The sequence below is a fragment of the Aliiruegeria sabulilitoris genome, assembly GCF_001558155.1.
GTDB lineage: Bacteria > Pseudomonadota > Alphaproteobacteria > Rhodobacterales > Rhodobacteraceae > Tropicimonas > Tropicimonas sabulilitoris.
Genome location: NZ_LOAS01000001.1, coordinates 253,535 through 272,429, shown reverse-complemented (window position 1 = coordinate 272,429; position 18,895 = coordinate 253,535). Strand labels below are relative to the sequence as shown.

Below are 18,895 nucleotides of genomic sequence, written 5' to 3'. Positions count from 1 at the left end.
CCCGCGGAGTTCTTGCCATGCGTTTCGATTATTTGAAGGTTTTCATTTTCGCCTGCTGTCTTCTCACGGCGCTTCCGATTCAGGCACGGGCACAGACATTTGACAGCCCGATCCCGGAGCGGCGCCTTCTCGTCGAGCGAGACACGGATTTCTACGGCGACGACCTGCGCTCGCTGTTCGACACCACCTTCGAGGCGTGCCAACAGGCCTGCCTGACGGATCCAAACTGCCAGGCCTTCACCTTCAATTCACGCTCCAACAGCTGTTTTGCAAAGCGCGCGGTGACGAAGCGTGAGCCCTATACCGGCGCGATCTCGGCAATTGTGGTTAAAACCCCCACGGCCACCCTTGAGACGGCTAAGCTGCGCTCCGCCCAACTGGACTTCATGAGACCCGAGGATCTGGTGGCTGCCCGGAAGGAAGCCGAAGCCATCGCGATGCGCCACTTCACCAGCGGCTGGAGCCCTCAAGCCTTGATAAGCGGCATGGAGGAGGCGCGCGTCGCCGGTGACCACAACGCCGCGCTCAAATGGTCTGGCTCCTATACGGCCATGACGGATGCGCCGGACGGCTGGCTTGCTTATGCGGAATCTGCCTTGCAGGCCAAAATCAATGACCGCAACAGGCAGAACGAGCTGCGCCAGCGTGCCATTCCGGCAGCCGTGAATGCCTATCTGCGTGCGGCCACACCGCAAATGCAGGCCGAAGCGCTGCTGGTTCTGGCGCGCGCATTGGAGGACAGCAAGCGCGAGCGTGAAATCCTGCCCGCCCTGCGCCTGGCCGACCGAACTGCACCGTCGGGCGCGGTCAGCACCGCGTTGAACGAGGCCATTTCACTTTACGGCTTCCAGATCGTCGACCACCGCGTTGACAGCGACCCGGCCCGCCCGCGCATCTGCGCCATTTTCAACGAGCCGCTTGCCCGCGGGATGGATTTCGAACCCTATGTTCAGCTTCCCGAGACCGGATTTTCGGTCGAGGCCGAGGACAGGGAGCTTTGCGTCGAAGGCGTCCAGCATGGCGCGCGATACCAGCTCACCTTCCGTGCCGGCACACCTGCGGAATCCGGCGAAGGGCTGATCAAGGACGTGGATCTGAACGTCTATGTGCGCGACCGCTCGCCCTCCGTCCGTTTCCCCGGCCGCGCCTATGTGCTGGCGCGCACGCCCGATGCGGCGCTGCCCATCGTGACGGTCAATCTCGACGAGGTCGAACTGGCTTTGCACCGGGTGGACGATCGCAACCTGATGCAGATGATCCAGCAGAACATGTTCGGCGAGCAGCTTTCCCCGTGGGAGACCGACCGGCTCGAAGGCAAGATGGCCGAGGAAATCTGGCGAGGCACCGGGGAGGTCGACCGCGCGCTCAACCAGGATGTGACCACGCTTCTGCCCATGGCGGAGGCCATCGGCGATCAGCCAGCCGGTCTTTATGCGCTGCAGGCCTCGGTTGCGGGCATGGACAGCTATGACGCGCCGACGGCGACGCAGTGGTTCGTGATCTCCGATCTTGGCCTTGCCAGCATGAGCGGCGCCGACGGTTTGCACCTCTTCGTGCGCTCCCTCGGCACGGCCGATCCGCTGGAAGGGATCGACGTCTCGCTTATCTCCCGCTCGAACCGTGTGCTGGCCAGCGTCGCGACCGATGCTGACGGTCATGCCGCTTTCGAGCTCGGCCTTGTCAATGGTCGCGGCGGATCTGCCCCGGCGCTGGTTCTGGCGCGCAAGGGCGAGGAGGATCTCGGCTTCTTGTCGTTGTCCGATCCGGAATTCGACCTCTCCGATCGCGGTGTCGAGGGGCGGCAGGCCGCCGGCCCGGTGGACCTGTTCCTGGCCACGGATCGTGGCGCCTACCGCGCGGGCGAGACGATCCATGCCACCGTGCTGGCTCGCGACGGCAAGGCGCAGGCGATTGCCGGCCTGCCGGTTACCGCGATCCTGTCGCGGCCCGATGGCGTCGAATACAGCCGTCATGTGACGGATGGCGGAACGGCCGGGGGCCATGTGGTCTCCATGCCGCTGGGCGGAACCGTTCCGCGCGGCACCTGGAAGATCGCCCTGCACACGGACCCGGACGCCCCCGCGCTCAGCACGCGCGAGCTGCTGGTCGAGGATTTTCTGCCCGAACGGATCGATTTCAAGATGGTGCTGCCCGAAGGCGCGCTGGACAGCACGAGCAAGCCGCCCCTTGCCGTCAACGCCCAGTACCTGTTCGGCGCTTCTGGCAGCGACCTGCCGGTGGAGGGCGAAGTGCGCCTGAGCGCGACCGACATGATCGAAGGCTTCCCGGGCTACAGTTTTGGCCGCTATGACGACCCGTTCGAGCCGCATATGGCCGCGCTCGAGGCCACGCGTACCGGCGCGAACGGTGTTGCGATCCTGCGGGTTGCCTTCCCGGATATCCCCGAGACGACCCGCCCGCTCGAAGCACAGGTGAGTGTGCGCGTCTCCGAAGGCTCCGGCCGCCCGGTCGAGCGGCAGATGACCCGCCCGGTCGCGCCCACCGGGCCGCTGATCGGCCTGCGCCCACTCTTCGACGGTGTTGTCGGCGAGGGCAGCGAAGCCGGTTTCGAAGTGATCGGGATTGGCGCGGACCTCTCCGCGATGCCGATGCGCGTCTCCTGGAAGCTCAACCGTATTGAGACCCGCTACCAGTGGTACTCCGCCTATGGCAGCTGGAACTGGGAACCGATGACGCGGCGTAGCCGGGTTGCCAGCGGCGAGGCCTCGCTGGAGGGTGCCCCGCTGCAGATCTCGGCCCCGGTGGATTGGGGCCAGTATGAACTGGTCGTGGAGCGGGTGGACGGGTCTTATGCCGCCGCCGCATACGCCTTCGACGCGGGCTGGTACGCGCCCGCCGAAGCGCTGAGCACGCCCGACCTGCTGGACGTGTCGCTCGACCGGGAGGCCTATCGCGCAGGTGATGCCGCGCGCCTGCGGGTCGTGCCGCGCCACGCGGGCAAGGCGCTGATCACGGTCGCCTCCAATCGGTTGATCGACATGAAGACGGTCGAGCTTCCGGCGGGCGAAAGCCTGATCGAGCTGCCCGTCACCGACGACTGGGGGGCGGGCGCCTATGTCACTGCCACCCTGATCCGGCCGATGAACGCCCCCACCGAGGGCCACGCGCCCGCCCGCGCGCTCGGCCTTGCCCATGCCAGCGTCGATCCCGGCGCCGCGCGCCTTTCGGCCAGCTTTGAGGTTCCTGAAAAGGCCGAGCCACGCGAAGCGCTGGAGGTCGTCCTCAGGGTCGAAGGCATGACCGAGGGCGAGACCGCCTTTGCCACCATCGCCGCGGTCGACCAGGGTATCCTGAACCTGACCGGCCACCTGCCCCCCGATGCGCCCGGATATTACTTTGGCCAGCGCAAGCTCGGGGTCGGTATGCGCGACATCTATGGCCGCCTGATCGACGGGCAATCCGGCAATCGCGGCAGCCTGCGCTCGGGCGGCGATGCCGAAGCCCAGATGCGCATGCAGGCGCCGCCGCCGACGGAGGAACTGGTTGCCTATTTCAGCGGCCTGCTGACCGTTGGGCCCGATGGTACCGCGCGTACCTCATTCGACATGCCGTCCTTCAACGGGCAGGTGAAACTCATGGCCGTTGTCTGGAGCAATTCCGGCGTCGGTAAGGCCGATGCGGATGTGCTGGTGCGCGATCCCGCCGTGCTGACCGCTTCGCTGCCGCGTATCATGGCGCCCGGCGACAGCACCGAGATGCGGCTGGAACTGGTTCATGCCGAGGGGCCTGTCGGAGCCTTTGGTATCGAGGCAATGGCGGAAGGTGTGACGCTCGACGCGAGCGCCATACCGGCTGCGCTGGAGCTTGGCGAAGGGGAGAAGACGGTCCTCTCCGTGCCGGTCATGGCGACCGAAACCGGCCTTGCCGAGATCGTACTGGCCGTCACCACGCCGGGCGGCAAACGGCTTGAGAAGACGTTGAAACTGCCGGTGCAGGTGAACGACCCCGAAACCGCCACCACCACCCGCTTTCCGCTGGCGGCGGGGGCGAGTTTCACGCTCTCGCGCGATGTCTTTACCGGTATGCGCCCGGGCACCGGCTCGGCCACGCTCGCGCTCGGCCCGCTGGGTCGGCTGGACGCGCCCGGCCTGCTCTCCGCGCTCGACCGCTACCCCTATGGCTGCACCGAGCAAGTGACCAGCCAGGCACTGCCGCTGCTCTATTTCGACCAGCTCGCCAGCGCGATGGGGATGGAGGAAAACGCCACGATCCCGGAGCGGATCGGGCAGGCGATCGACATCGTGCTCTCGCGCCAGACTTCCTCGGGCGGCTTCGGGCTGTGGAATGCCTATGACAGCGATATGTGGCTCGATGCCTATGTCTCGGATTTCCTCAGCCGCGCCCGTGCGCAAGGCCACAGCGTGCCGGACCTCGCCTTCCGGCAGGCGATGGACAACCTGCGCAACGAGCTGAACTATGCCGGCGATTTCCAGACCGGCGGTGAAGATGTCGCCTATGCGCTGTTGGTGCTGGCCCGCGAGGGTGCCGCGCCCATCGGCGATTTGCGGTACTATGCCGACGTGAAGGGCGATGATTTCGGCTCGCCGCTGGCAACCGCCCAGATCGGCTCGGCGCTGGCGATGTATGGCGATCAGCCGCGCGCGGACGCCATGTTCCGTCGGGCGGCGGCACAGCTTCTGCCAAAACTCTCGGACGAGCAGGAAGCGATATGGCGGGCCGATTACGGCACCAACCTGCGCGATTCCGCCGCCGTTCTGACACTCGCCGTGGAGGCGGGCAGCGAGGCATTCGACCGGAACGTTCTGGTGGACCGGCTGGCCGATACCGACCGCAGCCGTTCCACGCAGGAGAGCGTCTGGTCGCTTCTGGCCGCGCATGCGCTGGTCGAAACCAGCGCGGGTGATTTCCTGATCGACGGAGACCCGGTGGACGGACCGCTGGTGCGGGTGATGGAGGACGAGACCTCGGCCGTGCCGATCATCGTCACCAATACCGGCGCGCAGGAGGCGCAGCTCACCCTGACCACCTTTGGTGTGCCCCTGCAGCCCGAGAGCCGCAACGGCAACGGCTATTCGATCGACCGCGCCTATTACACGATGGAGGGCGAACCCGCCGATCCCGGCCTTGTGCAGCAGGGCACGCGGCTGGTGGCGGTTCTGACCGTCAAGCCTTTCCAGCAGAGCGAGGCGCGGCTGATGGTAAACGACCCGCTGCCCGCGGGCTTCGAGATCGACAATCCGAGCCTCGTGCGCTCAGGCGACATTCGCGGGCTGGACTGGCTGCAAACGGCCGAGGCCCGCAATACCGAGTTCCGGCAGGAGCGCTTCCTGGCGGCGGTGGACTGGCGCTCGGACAAGCCGCTTCGGCTGGCCTACATCCTGCGCGCCGTGTCGCCGGGAAGCTACCACCACCCCGCCGCCAGCGTTGAGGACATGTACCGTCCGCAGTTCCGCGCCCGCGGCGAGGAAGGCCGGGTGACGGTCACCGAATGAGACGGTTCGGCCTCTTCCTGCTGGCGCTGGCGCTGTTTCTCGGCGCCGCCGGGCGGGATGCATTCGATGCCTGGGTGGACGCGACCGATATTCCGGTGCTCGTGGTCGAGACCTCGGTCGAGGTTCTGGACCGCGAGGGGCGGCTCCTGCGCGCCTTTACCGTTGCCGATGGCCGCTGGCGGATGGCCGCGCGGCTCGCGGATGTGGACCCGGTCTATCCCGCCATGCTGGTCGCCTTCGAGGACAAGCGTTTCCATCGCCATCATGGCGTGGACTGGCTCGCCATGCTGCGCGCCACGGGGCAGGCGGTGCAGAATGGGCGCGTCGTGTCGGGCGGATCGACCCTGACGATGCAGGTTGCTCGCCTGTTGGAAGATGGCACGACCGGGCAGATGGCGGGCAAGATCCGCCAGTTCCGGCTGGCGCTCGCGCTGGAGCGGGAGCTGAGCAAGGAAGAGATCCTCTCGATCTACTTCGAACGCGCGCCCTTTGGCGGCAATCTCGAAGGGGTGCGCGCGGCGAGCCTGGCCTATTTCGGCAAGGAACCGAAGCGGCTCACTCCGGCCCAGGCCGCGCTTCTGGTGGCGATCCCGCAGGCGCCGACGTCGCGCCGCCCCGACCGGCACAATCAGAACGCCACCGTGGCGCGGGACAGGGTGCTCGCCCGCATGGTCGGCGCCGGTGTAATAGATGCTGATACGGCCGAAGCGGCGCGGACAACGCCGGTTCCGGCCATCCGCCGCAGTTTCCCGGCGTACGCCCCGCATCTGGCAGAACGGCTACAGGCCGAGCACCCGTTGCGCAATGTGCATCTCACGACGCTCGACCGTGACCTGCAAGCCTCGCTCGAAACCCTCGCCGCCGAGGCTGCAAGCGCCTCGGGCGAGCGGCTTTCAGCGGCGATCATGGTGGCCGATCATCGAAACGGAGAGGTTCTGGCCTCTGTTGGCTCGGCGGGCTATCTCGCCGAGGAGCGCGGCGGCTGGCTGGACATGACCCGCGCCCTGCGCTCGCCGGGATCGACGCTCAAACCGCTGGTTTACGGGCTGGCCTTCGACGCGGGCCTGGCCCATCCGGAAACGCTGATCGAGGACCGCCCGGTCTCCTTCGGCCGCTACGCCCCAGTCAATTTCGATGGGCTCTATCGCGGGACGGTCCGCGTGCGGCGGGCGTTGCAGATGTCGCTCAACATCCCCGTTGTCGCGCTGACCGAAGCCATCGGCCCGGCGCGGCTGGTTTCGCGGCTTGAACGGGCAGGCGTCACGCCCGTCATCCCGAACGACACGCCCGGCCTTGCAGTCGCACTCGGCGGGGTGGGTGTCACGCTCGAAGACCTGATCCGCCTTTACGGCGCCATCGCGCGGGGCGGGGTGTCGATGCCGCTGCACGACACGCTGGGTTTCGAGTTCGAGGAAAAGCGCATTCTCACGGATGTCTCGGCCTGGCAGCTCGGCCATATCTTGTCGGGCATGCCGCCGCCACCCCATGCCGCGCGGCTGAAGCTCGCCTACAAGACCGGCACCAGTTATGGCCACCGCGACGCCTGGGCGATCGGGTTCGACGGGCGGCACGTGGCCGGTGTCTGGATCGGGCGGCCGGACGGGACGGCGGTGCCGGGTGCCTTTGGCGGCGATCTGGCGGCGCCGGTGCTGTTCCAGACCTTCGGGCGGATCGGTCCGCGGATCGAGCCGCTCTCCCCACCGCCCGCCGCGGCCCTTCTGGCAGCAAATGCGGATCTGCCCGCCCCGCTGCGCAACTTCCGCCCGCGCAATGCCGTCTTCCGCGAAGCCGCCGATGCGCCCAAGCTCGCCTTCCCGCCCGATGGCGCCGAGGTCGAGGCATATGACGGGCTGTTGCTCAAGGTGCGTGACGGCACTCCGCCCTTCTCATGGCTGGCCAATGGCGCGCCTGTCATCCTGCAGACGCGTCAGCGCGAGAGCCTCCTGCCCGATCCGGGCAAGGGCTTCCTCGATCTATCGGTCATCGACGCCGAGGGACGCACGGCACGGGTCTCCATCAGGCTGAAATAGCGCCCGCGCTCACGTCACAGGCGTTCCAGCGCCAGCGCGATCCCCTGTCCGCCACCAATGCACATGGTGATCAGCGCGCGCTTGCCGCCCGTGCGTTCCAACTCGTAGAGCGCCTTGACGGTGATGATTGCCCCGGTGGCCCCGACGGGATGGCCGAGCGCGATTGCGCCGCCATTCGGGTTCACCCGGGCCGGGTCCAGCCCGAGCGCGCGGTTCACGGCAATTGCCTGCGCGGCGAAGGCTTCGTTCGACTCGATCACGTCGAAATCCGAAACGTCGAGCCCGGTCTGCGCACAAAGCTTCTCGACCGCCGGCACCGGCCCGATCCCCATCACCTCGGGGCGCACGCCGGCATGCGCATAGCCCAGGATCCGCGCCTTGGGCACAAGCCCCGCTGCCTCGGCGGCTTCCGCCCGGGCCAGCACCAGCGCGGCGGCGCCGTCATTGATGCCTGAGGCATTTCCGGCGGTCACGGTTCCGTCTTTCTGAAAGGCCGGGCGCAGGGCGGCCAGCTTCTCCAATGTGGTCGCCTTCGGGTGCTCGTCGCGGGCAAAGGAAACGGTCTCGCGCTTCACCTTGACCTCCACGGGCACGATCTCGCGCTCGAAATGGCCCGCTTCGATGGCCCGCGCCGCGCGCTGTTGGCTCTCCAGCGCGAAAGCGTCCTGATCCTCGCGGCTGACGCCGTGTTCCCCAGCCACGTTCTCGGCGGTGATGCCCATATGCCCGGTGCCGAACGGGCAGTTCAGCGCGCCCAGCATCATGTCCTGCGCTGTCGCGTCGCCCATCTTGGCGCCCCACCGCGCGGCCGGCACGATATAGGGCGCGCGGCTCATGCATTCCGCCCCTCCGGCAAGCGCGAAATCGGCATCCCCGAGCGCCAGACCCTGGGCGGCGGACACGATGGCCTGCACGCCGGAGCCACAGAGGCGATTGACGTTCATCGCAGGCACGCTGTCCGGCACGCCGGCCTCCATCGCGGAGACGCGGCTGAGATACATGTCCCGCGGCTCGGTGTTGATGATGTGGCCGTAGGTGACAGAGCCGACCTGCGCGGGCGCGAGCCCGGAACGCTCCAACGCCGCGCGAGCCACGATGGCGCCGAGCGTGATCGGAGCCTGTCCGGCGAGCGCGCCGCCAAAGGCCCCGATGGCCGTGCGCGCGCTGCCGAGAATGACGATGTCCTGCATGTGATCCTCCCAGATCCTGTTCCCTGGCCTTGCTAGCAGAGCGCGCGTTGTGGCGCGCCCCGAACGTGACGTCTCAATCGCCGTCCTCGCCCATGCGTTCGAGCGCGGCCAGAAGCCCGAGCCCCCCCGGCCCGGTGCGTTTGAGCAACTCGGCCTGGTAGGCATTCGCCATCTGCGCCAGCTCCTCCATCATCTCCTGCCCGGCCTGCGTCAGGGTGAGCTTCACAAGCCGGCCATCGACCGGGTGGTCCTCCTTGCTGAGCAGCCCCTCGCCCTCCAGCCGTGTCGCCGCGCGCGAGACCCGGCTCTTGTCCATATCCACGCGCTGGTGGATCTCGCCGACACTGGCTGGCCCCGAGGCGGCGAGATGGGCGATCACCCGCCATTCCGCACGCGAAAGACCGAAGCGTTCGTTGTAGTGGCGGGAAAACTCGCGGCTCACCTTTCCGGCCAGAACGGCCAGCCGGTAGGGGATGAAAGTGTCGAGGTCGAAGTCGTTCAAGGGGCGCTCCCTGATCTGGTCTGCTATATAGCTGAAACACCGGCTCGAATTCGTCAAGCGCGGTCGGTTTCGGTCGACCCCGGTGGAAATTTGGGGGCATGATACGGACAACTGGACGGAGAGATCGGCATGACACCGGAATTCGCACGCCACCTTGCAGAGACATTGGCCGAGATCGAACAGCAAGGGCTGATGAAGCGGGAACGCCCCATCGCAACGCCTCAAGGGGGGCATGTCGAGGTCGATGGGCGCGAGATGCTCAATCTCTGTGCCAATAATTACCTCGGGTTGGCGGACGATCCACGCCTCGTGGCCGCCGCCAAGGCCTCGCTTGATGCGGATGGCTACGGGATGGCCTCGGTGCGGTTCATCTGCGGGACGAAGCCCATGCACCGGGAGTTGGAACGGGCGCTCGCCCGGTTTCTGGGCAAGGAGGACGCGATCCTCTTTGCCGCCTGCTTCGACGCCAATGGCGGGCTGTTCGAGCCGCTGCTCGGGGCGGAAGACGCGGTTATCTCCGACGCACTCAACCATGCCTCGATCATCGACGGTGTGCGCTTGTGCAAGGCGCAGCGCTACCGCTATGCCAATTCGGACATGGACGACCTGGAGGCGCAACTGAAGGCGGCGCGGGCGGCCGGCGCGCGTCATATCCTGATCGCGACGGACGGCGTTTTCTCCATGGATGGCTACCTCGCCAAGCTGCCCGAGATTACCGCGCTGGCCGGGCGTTATGACGCGATGGTCATGGTGGATGACTGCCACGCCACCGGCTTCATGGGCCCGCAGGGTCGGGGCACGCCGCATCACCATGGTGTGGCCGACAAGGTGGATATCCTCACCGGCACGCTGGGCAAGGCGCTTGGCGGCGCGCTCGGCGGCTATATCGCCGGGCCGCAAGCCGTGGTGGACCTGCTCCGGCAGCGCGCGCGGCCCTATCTGTTCTCCAACTCCCTGCCGCCCGCCGTTGTTGCCGCCGGGCTGGAAGCGTTGAGGATTGTCGAGGCGGGCGACGCGTTGCGGGCGCGGCTCTTCGAGAACGCCGCCTATTGGCGCGGGGGATTGCAGAGCCTCGGCTTCGATTTGCTACCCGGCGAACATCCGATCGTGCCGGTCATGCTGGGCGATGCGCGCCTCTCGCAGGAGATGGCAACACGGCTCTACGAGCACGGCGTCTACGTGGCCGGGTTTTTCTTCCCCGTTGTTCCGAAGGGGACCGCGCGGATTCGAACGCAGATGAACGCGGCGTTGAGCCGGGCAGACCTCGACCAGGCGCTCGACGCCTTCGGCAAGGCGGGGCGCGAGACGGGAGTTCTGTCATGACGCCGATGATGAAGGCGCTGGTGAAGGCAAAGCCGGAGATGGGCCTGTGGATGCAGGAGGTGCCGATCCCGTCGATCGGCCCCGACGACGTGCTCATCAAGATCAAGAAGACCGGGATCTGCGGTACCGATATCCATATCTGGAACTGGGACGAATGGGCCCGCAAGACGGTGCCGGTGCCGCTGATCACAGGGCATGAATTCGCCGGCGAGATCGTCGAGATCGGTCGCCGGGTAGAGGATCTGCATGTCGGTCAGCGCTGTTCGGGCGAGGGCCATTTGATCGGCCATCACTCGCGCCAGTCCCGCGCCGGCAAGTTCCATCTGGACCCGGAAACGAAGGGCGTGGGTGTGAACGTGCCCGGCGCCTTTGCCGAGTACCTGTGTCTGCCGGCTTTCAACGTGGTGCCACTGCCGGAGGATATCGAGGACGATATCGGCGCCATCCTGGACCCGCTGGGCAACGCCGTACACACGGCGCTGAGTTTCGATCTTGTGGGCGAGGACGTGCTCATTACCGGCGCCGGTCCGATTGGCATCATGGCGGCGGCCATCGCCCGGCATGTCGGCGCGCGACATGTGGCAATCACCGATGTGAACCCGGACCGGCTGGCGCTGGCCACGCAGGTGGCCGATGTGCGCCCGGTCAATGTGCGCCACGAAGACCTTAGGGACGTCATGGCCGAGTTCGGCATGAAGCAGGGTTTCGATATCGGGTTGGAGATGTCGGGCAACCAGGCCGCGCTTGACCAGATGGTCGAGGCCTTGACCATGGGCGGGCGGATCGCGCTACTGGGCATTCCGCCCGGAAAATCGCCCGTTGACTGGTCCCGGATCGTGTTCAAGGCGATCACGATCAAGGGCGTCTATGGGCGCGAGATCTTCGAGACCTGGTACAAGATGATCGCCATGCTCCAGAACGGGCTGGATGTTCACAACGTCATCACCCACCGCTTCAAGGTGGATGACTATCGGACCGGGTTCGAGGTGATGCGCGGCGGCTCCTCGGGCAAGGTCGTACTCGACTGGACCTGAGCGCCGCCGCTTGTAATCAGGGGACCTCGGGCGCGATCATGTACAGCGCACGCAGCGCCTGGCCGGGCTGAAGATTAGGCAGGGTCTGCTTGTAGATCCGCTCCATGAAGCCGTTCCGGTACATGGCGGACAGGATCTGGTCGACGAGCAGGCGGAACTCGGAATCTCCGCGTGCCAGGGCAAGGCCCTGCTTCTCGACCGTCAGAAGATTGCTCGTTAGGCGCAATTCGCTGCCGAGATTCATGGTGTTCACTTTGTGGACGATGATCGACTGATCGCCGAAAAAGGCATCGATCTCGCCATTTTTCAGCGCGTCGATGCCGGCATCGTAGCTGTCGAAGGCAACTTCTTCGGCGGTGATCCCGGTGCTGGCAATCGTGTTGGTGAGCGCCCGGGCCGTCGTGGTGTTGGAGCGCACGCCGATTTTCTTGCCATCGAGCGCCTGGATTGCGGGATTACCGTTGCGCGGCAGCAGAACGACCGCGCCGTCGACATAGGTCGGTATCGAGAAATCGACTATCTTGCGGCGTTCCAGGGTGATCGTCGAAGCGCCGCAGAGCAGGTCGATCTCGCCCGAGGCGACCTTGTCGAAGCGGTCCTCGCCGGTGACCTGATGAAAGGTCACGTTGAGGTCTTCCATCTCGAGGCTCTGCGCGAGGGCTTGCGCGAGGGTGACACAGACAAGGACGGAGTATCCGGCCGCGTTCCCATCTTCATTGGCATAGGAGATCGGGGCGGCGTCGGTGCGATAGCCGATTTTCAGTTCGCCGGTCTCGCGGATGCGGTCAATGGTTTGGGCGGATGCCTGACCGGCCACGCCAAGGGCGAGGGTCAGGACAAGGTAAAGGATGCGCATGGGCTCGAACTGCCTTGGTCTATTTCTGTTTTGCAAACCCTAACGACCACGCTGCCTCGGCACCACTCAATTCCGCGGCATCGATGCGCCGGCATGTGGGGCGGATCGGGCAGGCTTGACATCGTTGCAAGTGCAACGATATGGCAGGTCCAAAGGCGAGACGCAAGAACAGGGCGCAGCGAAGAGGAGATCCGAATGACCCGACATGAGCTTCCCGAAGGTATGATCCGTGCCGCCAGCCTGTCCGGCCCGCATGAGGGATACATGCCCGGCTTCGGCAATGATTTCGAAACCGAAGCGCTGCCCGGTGCGCTACCGCAGGGCATGAATTCGCCGCAGAAATGCAATTACGGCCTTTATGGTGAGCAGCTTTCGGGAACGGCCTTTACCGCCCCGAGCCACCAGAACGAGCGCACGTGGTGCTACCGCATCCGGCCCTCGGTGAAGCATTCCAGCCGCTATACGCAGATCGACGTGCCCTATTGGAAATCCGCGCCGAATGTCATTCCGGACGTGCTGTCACTTGGGCAATACCGCTGGGATCCGATCCCGCATGAGGAGCAGGCGCTCACCTGGATCACGGGGATGCGCACCATGACCACCGCGGGCGACGTCAATACCCAGGTCGGCATGGCGAGCCATATCTACCTCGTCACGGAATCGATGAAGGACGACTATTTCTTCTCTGCTGACTCCGAACTGCTCGTGGTGCCGCAAGAGGGACGGTTGCGTTTTGCGACCGAGCTGGGGATCATCGATTTGGAGCCGAAAGAAATCGCCATCATCCCGCGCGGTCTTATGTACCGGGTCGAGGTGCTGGAAGGCCCCGCCCGCGGATTTGTCTGCGAGAATTACGGGCAGAAATTCGAGCTTCCCGGCCGTGGTCCGATCGGAGCCAACTGCATGGCAAACCGGCGGGACTTCAAGACGCCGGTGGCTGCCTTCGAGGATCGCGAAGTACCGTCGACCGTGACCATCAAGTGGTGCGGCCAGTTCCACCGCTGCGAGATCGGCCAGTCGCCGCTGGATGTCGTGGCATGGCATGGCAATTACGCGCCGGTGAAATACGACCTGCGGACCTACTGCCCCGTCGGCTCGATCCTGTTCGACCATCCGGACCCGTCGATTTTCACCGTTCTGACCGCGCCCTCCGGCGTGCCCGGCACGGCGAATATCGATTTCGTGCTGTTCCGGGAGCGCTGGATGGTGATGGAGGATACGTTCCGTCCGCCCTGGTATCACAAGAACATCATGTCCGAGCTGATGGGCAACATCTACGGCCAGTACGATGCCAAGCCGAAGGGGTTCGTGCCGGGCGGCCTGTCACTCCACAACATGATGATCCCGCACGGGCCGGACAAGAACGCCTTCGAGGGGGCGTCGAATTCCGAGCTGGCGCCGGAGAAGCTCGACAACACGATGTCCTTCATGATGGAGACCCGCTTTCCACAGCACCTCACGGAATTTGCCGGCAAGGAGGCGCCGTTGCAGGACGATTACATCGATTGCTGGGCGGATCTGGAGAAGAAGTTCGACGGAACACCCGGCAAGAAGTAACGGCTGAAGCATATTCCGAGCGAGACCATTGGTTCGCGCCGCTCGATGCGCGCTATCAGCTCAAAGGCCAGAGGCAGAAAGAAGCGCGCCGGAAAAACCCGGCGCGCTTTGATGTGTTGATTGTCGCCGGCCGATCAGGCGACGTTGAAGGCCAGCGGCGAGACATTGCGGAACAGGCCCGTCGCCTTGAGCTTGGCGATCACCGACGGATCGACCGGCCCGTCCACATAGAGCAGTGCGATGGCGTCCTTGCCCGGCTCGGAACGGCCGAGAGTGAAGTTGGCGATGTTGACGCCGTTTTCGCCCATAGTCTGGCCGAGCGTGCCGATGATGCCCGGAACGTCCTCGTTGGTCGTGTAGAGCATGTGCTCGCCGATCTCGGCATCGATGGTGATGCCCTTGATCTGGATGAAGCGGGGCTTGCCGTCGGAGAAGACGGTGCCGGCGATGGAACGCTCGCGGTTGTCGGTCACGACGGTGAGCTTGATGAAGCTGTCGAAGACGCCCGATTTGGCTTGCGTGGTGCGCGAGATCCCGATGCCGCGCTCGGCGGCCTGGATCGGGGCAGAGACGAGGTTCACATCCGGGTTCGATGCCTTCATCACACCGGCAATGGCGGAGCAGCCGAGGGCGTCGAGATTCATCGACGAGACCTTGCCGTCATAGAGGATATTGATCGCCTTGATCGGCTCGTCGGTCATCTGGCCGATGAAAGCTCCGAGATGTTCGGCCAGTTTCAGCCACGGCCCCATGACCTTGGCTTCCTCGGCAGTCACAGACGGCATGTTGAGCGCGTTCTCGACAGCACCGGTGTTGAGATAGGCCGACATCTGCTGGGCCACCTGCAGCGCCACGTTCTCCTGCGCCTCGGTGGTGGAGGCACCCAGATGCGGGGTGCAGACGACGTTGGGCAGGCCGAAAAGCGGGTTCTCGGTGGCCGGCTCCTTGGCAAAGACGTCGAAAGCGGCGCCGGCAACATGGCCGGATTTCAGCATGTCGGCCAGTGCTTCTTCGTCCACCAGGCCGCCACGCGCACAGTTGATGATCCGCACGCCCTTCTTGGTCTTGGCGAGGTTCTCGCGGCTCAGGATATTGGCCGTTTTCTCGGTAAAGGGCACGTGCAAGGTGATGAAATCGGCGCGCTTGAGCAGCTCGTCCAGCTCGACCTTGGTGACGTTGAGCTTTGCGGCACGTTCGTCGGAGAGGAAGGGATCATAGGCAATGACCTTCATCTTCAGGCCAACCGCCCTGTCGCAGACGATGCCGCCGATATTGCCGGCACCGATCACGCCCAGCGTCTTGCCGGTGAGTTCCACGCCCATGAACTTGGACTTTTCCCACTTGCCGGCATGGGTCGAGGCAGAGGCCTCGGGGATCTGGCGGGCACAGGCGAACATCATGGCGATCGCGTGCTCGGCGGTGGTGATCATGTTGCCATAGGGCGTGTTCATCACGATCACGCCCTTCTTGGACGCGGCCGCGATGTCGACATTATCGACACCGATGCCGGCGCGGCCGATCACCTTCAGATTGGTGGCCCTTTCCAGCAGCTTTTCGGTGGCCTTGGTGGCCGAGCGGATGGCGAGGCCGTCGTAATTGTGGATAAGCTCCAGGAGCTTGTCCTTCTCCTTGCCGAGGGTCGGAAGGAAGTCCACTTCGATGCCGTTGTCACGGAAGATCTGGACGGCGGTTTCGCTCAGTTTGTCGGAAACGAGAACTTTGGGGGCCATTGGAGACTCCTTTGGCATATATTTTTTGTCGGGGAAGGCGCCGGGCAGGTGGCCCGGCGTGAAGGCTTACTGCGCGGCGATCTCGGACTCGAAGGCCCAGACCAGCCAGGGGACGAGCGCCTCCAGGTCGGAGGCTTCCACCGTGGCGCCGCACCAGATGCGCAGGCCCGCAGGTGCGTCGCGGTAGGCGCCGATGTCGAGGGCAACGCCTTCATCGGCCAGCCGCTTGGCGACGGCCTTGGCGAAGGCTGCGCCGTCCTTGATCCGGTCGTCGGAGAATTTGAGGCAAACGCTCGTGTTCGACCGGATGGCCGGGTCGGCGGCCAGGAAGTCGATCCAGTCGTTCTCGGCCACGAATTTGCCGATCACCGCTGTATTGGCATCGGCGCGTGCAATCATGCCGGCGAGGCCACCCACCGATTTCGCCCAATCCAGCGCGAAGAGATAATCCTCGACGGCCAACATCGACGGCGTGTTGATCGTCTCGCCGCGGAATATGCCCTCGATCAGCTTCCCGCCCTTGGTCATGCGGAAGATCTTGGGCAGCGGCCATGCGGGCGTGTAGCTTTCCAGCCGTTCGACAGCGCGGGGGCTCAGAATCAGCATGCCGTGGGCGGCTTCGCCACCCAGCACCTTCTGCCAGGAATAGGTCACGACATCGAGCTTGTCCCACGGCAGATCCACCGCGAAGGCGGCCGAGGTGGCGTCGCAGATGGTCAGGCCCGCGCGGTTCGCGGGGATCGCATCGCCGTTCGGCAGGCGGACACCGGAAGTGGTGCCGTTCCAGGTGAAGACGACATCGCGGTCGAAATCAACGGTCGAGAAATCGACGATCTCGCCGTAATCGGCGGTCTTCACCACGGCGTCGAGCTTGAGCTGCTTGACGACATCGGTCACCCAGCCGGTGCCGAAGCTCTCCCAGGCGAGCATCTCGACCGGGCGCTCACCGAGCAGGGACCACATGGCCATTTCCATGGCGCCGGTATCGGAGGCGGGCACGATGCCGATGCGGTAATCGGCGGGGATGCCGAGGATCTCGCGGGTCGTCTCGATGGCGTCCTTGAGCTTGGACTTGCCGATGGGGGCGCGGTGGGAGCGGCCAAGCGCGGCGTCCTTGAGCGCATCGAGCGAGAATGTGGGGGGTTTGGCGCAGGGGCCAGAGGAAAAACGCGGGTTCACCGGCCGCGTGGCCGGAGCTTGAATAGCCATTTCTGGTATCCTTCCAGATATATGCCTCTCGTTGGGGAGAGGTGTCCCGCCGACGCTCATATGGTGGGCAGGGGCTATCTGGCAATAGGGAAAATGGGCCTGTCCCGACTCTTCTGCGCGGAAAAACGACGGGCACGGTCCACTATCGGAAACTTCGCGGCGTGGTTCGTCCCAATGTATCCTCGATCACCATCATGCGGGGTAGCGAAAAGCTGGAGATCCTGATTTATGCAGCCTCGGACCGAAGCCAGGACAAATGCCATGTACGTCGTCACGCTCTTGACCAACCCTGCCACGCCACACCTTGAGGCGGCGGCTGTCGAGGCTCTGCGCAACGCCTGGGGCGGCGGTGCGGCGCAATGGTTGGCGCCGGATGTTGCGGCGGAATTCGAGATGGAGTCGGTCCCCGCCAATCGCTGGCAGGTCTGGGAGGACATGCAGGCGCTGGGCGTTGATCTTGTCGTTCTGCCCGCCGAAGGGCGACGCAAGAAGATGCTGCTGGCCGATATGGATTCGACCATGATCGGGCAGGAATGCATCGACGAGCTGGCCGATGTCGCGGGCGTTGGCCCAAGGGTGAAGGAGATCACCGCGCGGGCGATGAATGGCGAGCTGGATTTCGAAGGTGCGCTGCGCGAGCGGGTCGGCCTGTTGAAGGGGCTCGATGTCGAGGTAATCGATCAGGTTCTGGCCGAACGGATCACCCTCACGCCGGGCGGCCGCGAGCTTATTGCGACGATGAAGGCCAATGGCGGCTACGCGGCGCTGGTTTCGGGCGGCTTCACGGCCTTTACCTCGAAAGTGGCGGCCACGCTCGGCTTCGACGAGCACCGTGCGAACACGTTTCTGGAACAAGACGGCAAGCTGACTGGCGCGCCGGGGATTCCGATCCTGGGGCGTGCGGCGAAGGTTGCGGCGCTGGAAGAGATTTCCGAACGGCTCGGGATCACCCATGCCGATGTGATGGCGGTGGGTGACGGGGCCAATGACCTAGGCATGCTGGAGCTTGCCGGGGCGGGTGTTGCGCTGCACGCCAAGCCGAGCGTCGCCGCGCAATGCGACATTCGCATCAATCACGGCGACCTCAGCGCCCTGCTCTACATTCAGGGCTATAGCCGCGACGAGTTCGTGGGTGTTTGAAGTTTCCTATGACGTGCTGGCCATATTGGTCTGCACGGCGTTTGCGGCCGGATTCGTGGACGCGATCGCCGGCGGCGGCGGGCTGATCTGCCTTCCGGTCATGCTCATGGTGGGCGCGACGCCGGTCGAGGCGATCAGCACCAACAAGCTGCAGGCGAGCTTCGGCGCCGCGACCGCCGCGCACAGCTATGCCCGCGCGGGGCATGTGGACCTTTGGAGCCAGCGCTGGCCCGCGGCGGTGTCATTCGTTGCCTCGGCCTGCGGAGCGGTGCTGGTCACGACCTTGCCGACGGATGGCGTGCGTGCCTTCCTTCCCTGGCTTCTGATCGCCATTGCGTCCTTCTTTGCCTTGCGTCCGGGGCTGAACGATATTGACCGCGCGCCGCGCATGTCGGCGTCAGTCTTCATGCTGACTGCCGTACCAATCATTGGCTTCTATGACGGTCTGCTTGGGCCGGGAACCGGCAGCTTCTTCATGCTGTCCCTCGTCTTCCTCGCTGGTCAAGGTATCCTCAAGGCCACAGCGCACACCAAGGCGCTCAACCTCGCCTCGAACCTGGGCGGATTGGCCTTGTTTTCCCTTGTCGGCCAGATCTGGTGGGCGACGGGGCTGGTCATGGCACTGGCCCAGATCGGCGGGGCTCGGCTTGGCGCCAGGTTGGCCATGCGCAAGGGCGCGCGGCTGATCAAGCCCCTGCTGGTCGTGGTTTCGCTGCTTCTGGCCGGACGGTTGCTGATCTCGGGCTAGATCGGCCCCATGAAAGGGGCATTCCGCCCCGTTTTGCGATGGTGACAAAACCGGCCCGGGACGCCATGCTTTCCATACCAAACAGGGAGGGTGGCCGGGCTG

12 protein-coding genes are annotated in these 18,895 nt (G+C 65.1%); 7 read left to right on the top strand and 5 right to left on the bottom strand.

What is annotated here, in order from left to right:
- The first annotated feature begins 17 nt into the window (after positions 1-17).
- A complete protein-coding gene (locus AX756_RS01255; RefSeq protein ID WP_068307625.1) occupies positions 18-5,474 on the top strand; it encodes an alpha-2-macroglobulin family protein in 5,457 nt (1,818 codons plus the stop codon).
- Positions 5,471-7,504, top strand: a complete 2,034-nt coding sequence (gene pbpC / locus AX756_RS01250; RefSeq protein WP_068307624.1) for a penicillin-binding protein 1C — start codon at positions 5,471-5,473, stop codon at positions 7,502-7,504. Before AX756_RS01255 ends, pbpC begins: the two co-directional genes overlap by 4 nt.
- Before the next feature lie 14 nt (positions 7,505-7,518).
- On the opposite strand, the gene AX756_RS01245 is transcribed toward pbpC, so the two are convergent.
- Both AX756_RS01245 and AX756_RS26320 read right to left on the bottom strand, forming a co-directional pair.
- Complete coding sequence (locus AX756_RS01245) at positions 7,519-8,694, bottom strand: acetyl-CoA C-acyltransferase family protein (RefSeq protein ID WP_068307622.1); 1,176 nt, start codon at positions 8,692-8,694, stop codon at positions 7,519-7,521.
- A 73-nt stretch (positions 8,695-8,767) separates the two neighbouring features.
- Complete coding sequence (locus tag AX756_RS26320) at positions 8,768-9,196, bottom strand: MarR family winged helix-turn-helix transcriptional regulator (RefSeq protein WP_231700951.1); 429 nt, start codon at positions 9,194-9,196, stop codon at positions 8,768-8,770.
- Between the two features lie 129 nt (positions 9,197-9,325).
- Between AX756_RS26320 and AX756_RS01235 the strand changes: the two genes are divergently transcribed.
- Together AX756_RS01235 and tdh are read left to right on the top strand one after the other, a co-directional pair.
- Positions 9,326-10,519, top strand: coding sequence for a glycine C-acetyltransferase (locus AX756_RS01235; protein WP_068307620.1), 1,194 nt, complete (start codon positions 9,326-9,328; stop codon positions 10,517-10,519).
- Between the two features lie 8 nt (positions 10,520-10,527).
- Entirely contained in the window at positions 10,528-11,553 is a 1,026-nt protein-coding gene (gene tdh / locus AX756_RS01230; protein WP_194247538.1) for an L-threonine 3-dehydrogenase, read from the top strand.
- A gap of 16 nt (positions 11,554-11,569) precedes the next feature.
- Here the strand turns inward: tdh and AX756_RS01225 are convergent, their stop codons facing one another.
- Entirely contained in the window at positions 11,570-12,409 is an 840-nt protein-coding gene (locus tag AX756_RS01225) for an amino acid ABC transporter substrate-binding protein (RefSeq protein ID WP_068307616.1), read from the bottom strand.
- 195 nt (positions 12,410-12,604) lie between these two features.
- Between AX756_RS01225 and hmgA the strand changes: the two genes are divergently transcribed.
- Positions 12,605-13,966 carry a homogentisate 1,2-dioxygenase gene (hmgA, locus tag AX756_RS01220; protein ID WP_068307612.1) on the top strand — a complete coding sequence of 454 codons (1,362 nt, stop codon included), beginning with the start codon at positions 12,605-12,607 and terminating at the stop codon, positions 13,964-13,966.
- 134 nt (positions 13,967-14,100) lie between these two features.
- On the opposite strand, the gene serA is transcribed toward hmgA, so the two are convergent.
- Both serA and AX756_RS01210 read right to left on the bottom strand, forming a co-directional pair.
- The gene (gene serA, locus AX756_RS01215) at positions 14,101-15,696 is read right to left on the bottom strand and encodes a phosphoglycerate dehydrogenase (RefSeq protein ID WP_068307610.1); all 1,596 of its coding nucleotides are present in this window, start codon (positions 15,694-15,696) and stop codon (positions 14,101-14,103) included.
- A 66-nt stretch (positions 15,697-15,762) separates the two neighbouring features.
- Positions 15,763-16,905: a phosphoserine transaminase gene (locus AX756_RS01210; protein WP_068307606.1), complete on the bottom strand. Its 1,143-nt coding sequence runs from the start codon at positions 16,903-16,905 to the stop codon at positions 15,763-15,765.
- A gap of 261 nt (positions 16,906-17,166) precedes the next feature.
- On the opposite strand from AX756_RS01210, the gene serB reads away from it, so the two are divergent.
- Together serB and AX756_RS01200 are read left to right on the top strand one after the other, a co-directional pair.
- Positions 17,167-18,045 (top strand): phosphoserine phosphatase SerB, encoded by an 879-nt coding sequence (gene serB / locus AX756_RS01205; RefSeq protein ID WP_068307605.1) that lies wholly within the window; start codon positions 17,167-17,169, stop codon positions 18,043-18,045.
- Positions 18,038-18,793: a TSUP family transporter gene (locus tag AX756_RS01200; RefSeq protein WP_068307604.1), complete on the top strand. Its 756-nt coding sequence runs from the start codon at positions 18,038-18,040 to the stop codon at positions 18,791-18,793. Before serB ends, AX756_RS01200 begins: the two co-directional genes overlap by 8 nt.
- The last annotated feature ends 102 nt before the right edge of the window (positions 18,794-18,895 follow it).

Bases quoted from the DNA above. Each gene is read 5' to 3' on its own strand.
- serB (WP_068307605.1), top strand. From the start codon at position 17,167: ATGTACGTCGTCACGCTCTTGACCAACCCTGCCACGCCACACCTTGAG.
- AX756_RS01245 (WP_068307622.1), bottom strand. From the start codon at position 8,694: ATGCAGGACATCGTCATTCTCGGCAGCGCGCGCACGGCCATCGGGGCC.
- tdh (WP_194247538.1), top strand. From the start codon at position 10,528: ATGAAGGCGCTGGTGAAGGCAAAGCCGGAGATGGGCCTGTGGATGCAG.
- pbpC (WP_068307624.1), top strand. From the start codon at position 5,471: ATGAGACGGTTCGGCCTCTTCCTGCTGGCGCTGGCGCTGTTTCTCGGC.
- AX756_RS01255 (WP_068307625.1), top strand. From the start codon at position 18: ATGCGTTTCGATTATTTGAAGGTTTTCATTTTCGCCTGCTGTCTTCTC.
- hmgA (WP_068307612.1), top strand. From the start codon at position 12,605: ATGACCCGACATGAGCTTCCCGAAGGTATGATCCGTGCCGCCAGCCTG.
- AX756_RS01210 (WP_068307606.1), bottom strand. From the start codon at position 16,905: ATGGCTATTCAAGCTCCGGCCACGCGGCCGGTGAACCCGCGTTTTTCC.
- AX756_RS01235 (WP_068307620.1), top strand. From the start codon at position 9,326: ATGACACCGGAATTCGCACGCCACCTTGCAGAGACATTGGCCGAGATC.
- serA (WP_068307610.1), bottom strand. From the start codon at position 15,696: ATGGCCCCCAAAGTTCTCGTTTCCGACAAACTGAGCGAAACCGCCGTC.
- AX756_RS01225 (WP_068307616.1), bottom strand. From the start codon at position 12,409: ATGCGCATCCTTTACCTTGTCCTGACCCTCGCCCTTGGCGTGGCCGGT.